The organism is uncultured Caballeronia sp. (genome assembly GCF_964243625.1).
Classification (GTDB): domain Bacteria; phylum Pseudomonadota; class Gammaproteobacteria; order Burkholderiales; family Burkholderiaceae; genus Caballeronia.
The window spans coordinates 1-4,530 of record NZ_CAXTGZ010000495.1 but is presented as its reverse complement, the minus strand read 5'-3'; the positions used below and the strand labels follow the sequence as shown (position 1 = coordinate 4,530).

Annotated in this window: 4 protein-coding genes; 1 reads left to right on the top strand and 3 read right to left on the bottom strand. The window is 60.1% G+C overall.

Annotation, left to right across the window (positions count from 1 at the left end; genetic code table 11):
- Both ACFFAR_RS25520 and ACFFAR_RS25515 read right to left on the bottom strand, forming a co-directional pair.
- Positions 1 to 1,061, bottom strand: a 1,061-nt coding sequence (locus ACFFAR_RS25520; RefSeq protein WP_375508688.1) for an MFS transporter, incomplete at its 3' end; no start/stop codon positions are given.
- A 213-nt stretch (positions 1,062 to 1,274) separates the two neighbouring features.
- Positions 1,275 to 2,981 (bottom strand): FAD-dependent monooxygenase, encoded by a 1,707-nt coding sequence (locus ACFFAR_RS25515; protein ID WP_375508687.1) that lies wholly within the window; start codon positions 2,979 to 2,981, stop codon positions 1,275 to 1,277.
- A 107-nt stretch (positions 2,982 to 3,088) separates the two neighbouring features.
- On the opposite strand from ACFFAR_RS25515, the gene ACFFAR_RS25510 reads away from it, so the two are divergent.
- The gene (locus ACFFAR_RS25510) at positions 3,089 to 4,018 is read left to right on the top strand and encodes a LysR substrate-binding domain-containing protein (RefSeq protein WP_174363652.1); all 930 of its coding nucleotides are present in this window, start codon (positions 3,089 to 3,091) and stop codon (positions 4,016 to 4,018) included.
- 151 nt (positions 4,019 to 4,169) lie between these two features.
- On the opposite strand, the gene ACFFAR_RS25505 is transcribed toward ACFFAR_RS25510, so the two are convergent.
- The coding region (locus ACFFAR_RS25505; protein ID WP_375508686.1) for an MFS transporter at positions 4,170 to 4,530 on the bottom strand (361 nt) is incomplete at its 5' end.

The window sequence follows — 4,530 nt, the reverse complement described above, 5'->3', positions numbered from 1 at the left end:
CCAATGCGGCCGACGCCAAGCGCCCAGCTCACGCCGGTGGCGCGCGCAGCCGTCGTATAGAACCCGGCGACGAGCACGTTCGCGCCGGTTTGCGCGCCTGAGAGGCCAAGACCTGCCATGAAGACGGTGACGTACACCCATGTGGGTTGGTTGATCGAAACCCCGATCAACGCAATAGAGACCGCGGCGACGGCGTAGGAGCCGGCGAGCACGTAGAACGGATTCATCCTGTCCATCAAGCGCGCATTTATCAGCGAGCCAATCGTTCCGCCGAGCGGCAACATGGCGCCGACGCGTGCAGCGTGCGAGGCTTCGATACCGGCGCCGGTGATCACCGTGGGCAGCCAGCTGCTGACTTGGTAGTAGACCCACAAGGTGCAGAAGAACGCGAGCCAAAGCAGCAGCGTCCCAGTTCGATAACGCTGACTGAAAAGGGTGCCGACCGCATTTTCACGGACCGCGTTGGCATTGGCTTCCTTGGGGATCACCTCTTCGATCGGCGTGTTCGCGTCGCCGGTCAGACGCCGAAGCACCTCACGGCTTTCGCGCTGATAGCGTGGTTTTCCGGCCATGAATCGCAACGACTCCGGCATCCAAAACCAGACTATCGGTGTTAACAAAAGCGGGAATACACCGCCGAAGACAAAGACGCCCTGCCAGCCGAAGGCCGGAATCAATAGCGCAGCGACCGCGCCGCCAAACGCCAGCCCGAGCGTAAAGCCGCAAAACATCAGCGTGACCATCAAGGCACGGCTGCGCGCAGGGCTGAACTCCGACGACAGAGTGATCGCATTCGGCATCGCACCGCCGAGTCCCGCACCGGTTGCGAAACGCAGCAGGATGAGCCACGTTGGCGAAGACGCATAAGCACATGCGAGGCTGCCGATCCCGAACAACACAAGCGAAATCGCGATGACGCGCTTGCGGCCAATGCGATCCGCGAGCGGCCCAAACAGGAAGCTGCCGACTGTGAGACCGAACAGGCCCGCGCCGAAAATCGGACCGAGCTGCGCCGGGCTGAGCGACCATGCTTTCTTGAGCAACGGCGCGACGTAACCCACGGACGCAACGTCGAAGCCGTCGGCGGCAACGACTAGAAAGCAGAGAACAGGGTGAGAATTTGTAGCGGCGAAGTCTTCCCGTCGTCCACGACGCTGCGGGGCGTGATTGCGTGCGCATGCATTTACTGTCTCCGATGGATGGGTTCGCTTGAATGCGAAACTATTTCCGTTTTTGTTTTTCAGAGGTCCTTCAAGACCTCCCTGTCGTTCAACTCATGGCGTCATGGCCGTTTCAGAAGACGGCGCGGCGCCGTTATCACATGCATGTCCAATGGCACGCCTCACTGCTGCTTCGAACTCGCTACCCAGCGCATTGCCGCGCCACGCCACGTGCTGGTCAGGCCGGATCAATACGAAATCGGCCTTGTAGAGATCAGCTACCGCCGCTTCGCTGATACACATGACCGCCAGTTGCGGTAGCGTCGATGCAGCGCGGTGCAATGCTTCATCGTGCGCTGCGTCGATGCCTGCCGGTGCCGTACACAGCAATGTGAAGCCCATGCCAAGCCGGTCGTAAAACGAATGGCCGCCGGCGAGCCACACATGCGGCGCGCGATGGCCGGCGCGTGCGCACGGCACGTAGAGGTTGGCTGTATCGGGCGGGCTCGCACCGGCTTCGGCTTCAATCAGCGGCGACATTTCGTAACGCGTGCCGAGATGCACTCCCGGAATGACGAATTCGGCGGTGGCATGAAACTCCAGATAGTCACCGACAGCTTCGCGCGCGGCATCGCCGTGTGGCCCGTCTTCGTATGCCGCCGCAGGCACCTGCAGATGGCCGATGCTATCCGCGAAACCACGTGCAAATGCGGTATTTCTCAGCGCCGCTGGACGGCGTTCTGCCTCGTAGCTCGCGCCGAGTGCGGCTCCCGCGAAGCCCTTGACCATCGCTTCGAGTTTCCACGCAAGATTGGCTGCGTCCTCGATGCCGGTGTTGTAGCCAAGGCCGCCTGTCGGCGTGAAAAGATGCGCGGCGTCGCCGGCAAGAAACACTCGCGCTACCGCGAACTTCTCGGCGACCAAGGTGAAGCCCGCAGTCCACGTCGAACCGCTTTTCAGTTCGAACGGAATATCCGCGCCGATTGCTTCGCTGATACGGCGCCGGACGCTGTCGTCGTCGGGCAGTTCGTCCTCGCGCATCTGCACGTTCATGATGAAGTGACCTTTGCCGTCGACTGCAATGATCAGCGCGCGTTGCCTCGCGCTAAAGGTCCAGTATTGCCATGCGGGCGCATGCGGGCTGACTGTGTAGATGTCAGGTGCGTAGAAATACACGGCGTCCATCTGGCCGCCCATGAATTCGCGCCTTTCACCGGATACGCCCTCATACCGCACGCCAAGCGATTTGCGCACGAAGCTTCGTGGGCCATCGCAACCGATCAGATAGCGTGCCTTGAGCTTGCGCGTTTCGGCGTCGCGTTCGGGCGTCGCGGCCAACTCGACGGTGGCCGTTACCGAATCGCCGTCTTGCGCGAATTCGGTCACGCGCGCGCTGAAATGCACACGGCACGCGGCGTTCTTGCGCGCGGCTTCGAGCAGAACCGGCTCAACGTAGAGTTGCGAGCAACGGTGTGGGGGTTCAGGCGTAGCCCAGGTGAAGGAATGCGCTTTTGCCCATTCGATTGCATCTTGGGATGCCGGTTGATGAAGGCGTGCAAGCTCATGACCGGCGATTGAAGTGAAGTACGCAACGTCCGGTGCATAGTCGCGCGGCAAACCCAACGCACGAACCGCCTCCGATATACCGATGCGTCGAAAGTGCTCCATCGTGCGCGCGCTATTCGCGTTGGCGGCCGGATGAGTGCTCGTGCCCGCTTTGGCGTCGAACACTTCCGTGCTGATGCCTCGCTGACCCAATTCAGCTGCGAGAAACAATCCAACCGGGCCACCGCCCACGATGATGACGTCGCAATCCACCACTTCTGTCTCCTGATTCTCTTTTTATCGACCGTGGGAGCAAAGTTAATCGTTGGGCGGGTATAAATCTATACAATGAGTTTCATATCCATAATGAATCGGGTGCATACATGGACTCGCCCGACCTTAATTTTCTGTACGTCATTCAGGCGCTCGGCGAGGAACGGAGCGTCTCCCGGGCAGCCGACCGCCTCGGCTTGACGCAACCCGCGGTAAGTCATGCACTGGGGAAACTCCGTACACTGTTTCAGGACGATCTGTTCGTGCGTGCCGGCCCTGTGATGGCGCCCACGCCCGTGGGCGAACGTCTGATTGACGGCGTAGCGCACGTGCTAGGCGTGGTCCAGCAGGAGATATGGAGCGCGAAGGCATTCGACGCGGCCACCACCACGCGAACGTTTTCCGTTTGTCTGAGCGACATGGGCGTGATCGTGTTGTTGCCTCGGCTTCTCGCGGCGTTGCGTGAACGCGCGCCGCTTGCATCGCTCAAGCCGATCCAGTTGCCGTCGCTCGAATTGGCGAGCGCGCTGCAGGATGGCGCGTTGGATCTGGCCATCGGATATCTGGGCAAGATGGGCGATAACCTGCATCAGCAGCCGCTCTTCCGCCGCTCGCTGGTCGGCATCATCAGAGGCGGGCCCACGCGCAGGAAGATCCGCATGACACTCGCACAGTTCATCGAGAAACAGCATGTGGTGGCCGGCACCCTCGCGCTCACCAATCAGCTACTCGAAAAAGAAATGCGGCGGCGGGGTGCGCGGCTGAAGGTCGGTTTGGATGTACCGTATCTTCTCGCCGTGCCGAGCCTCGTTGCGACATCCGATTTCATCGCGGCGGTTCCCGATGAACTCGCCGACCTGTTTGCGCGCTTGGCGGATGTTGATGTGTTTCCACTGCCTGTCGACTTACCCGATCTGACCGTCCAGCAGTTTTGGCACGCTCGTCATCATAACGACGCGGGGCATCGATGGTTTCGTGGGCTTGTCGCCACCACGTTGCGTCAACATGGCGGCGGAAACACCCTACACGGAAAGGACTAGAGGGCCGCATGTGCAGTCGGCGTAGACTTCCGCGCAATACACGTTCGCCGGAATTTCATTTATGTCTCGCATCAGGCCCTATCTACGCCAGAAGCAGCGAAAATAAAAACCGCCCATGTCATCTTGATGTCCTTATCGAAGCATCCAGATACTAATGGGAAATGCTTTCAAGCGACGCGCCTCTGGTCCGCGGACCCATCGTTCCAATGACAATCATCACGATCACCATCGCGCCCGCAATGAAGCAGAACACGCCAGATACACCAAAATCTCTCAGGATGAAAGCGATCACAAAAGAACTGAAAACAGCAGACAAACGGCTCCAGGAATAGACGAAGCCCACAGCTCGCGCGCGAATCGCGGTCGGATAGAGTTCCTGCTGATAGGTGTGGTACGTGAACGAGATGATGTTGCCCGCAAGTGTCAGGCAAACACCTAATGCGACCACCATCGCGGCGCTGCCCACTTGGCTGAAGATCAGCCCACAGGCAACGTTGGCGGCCGCCATCACG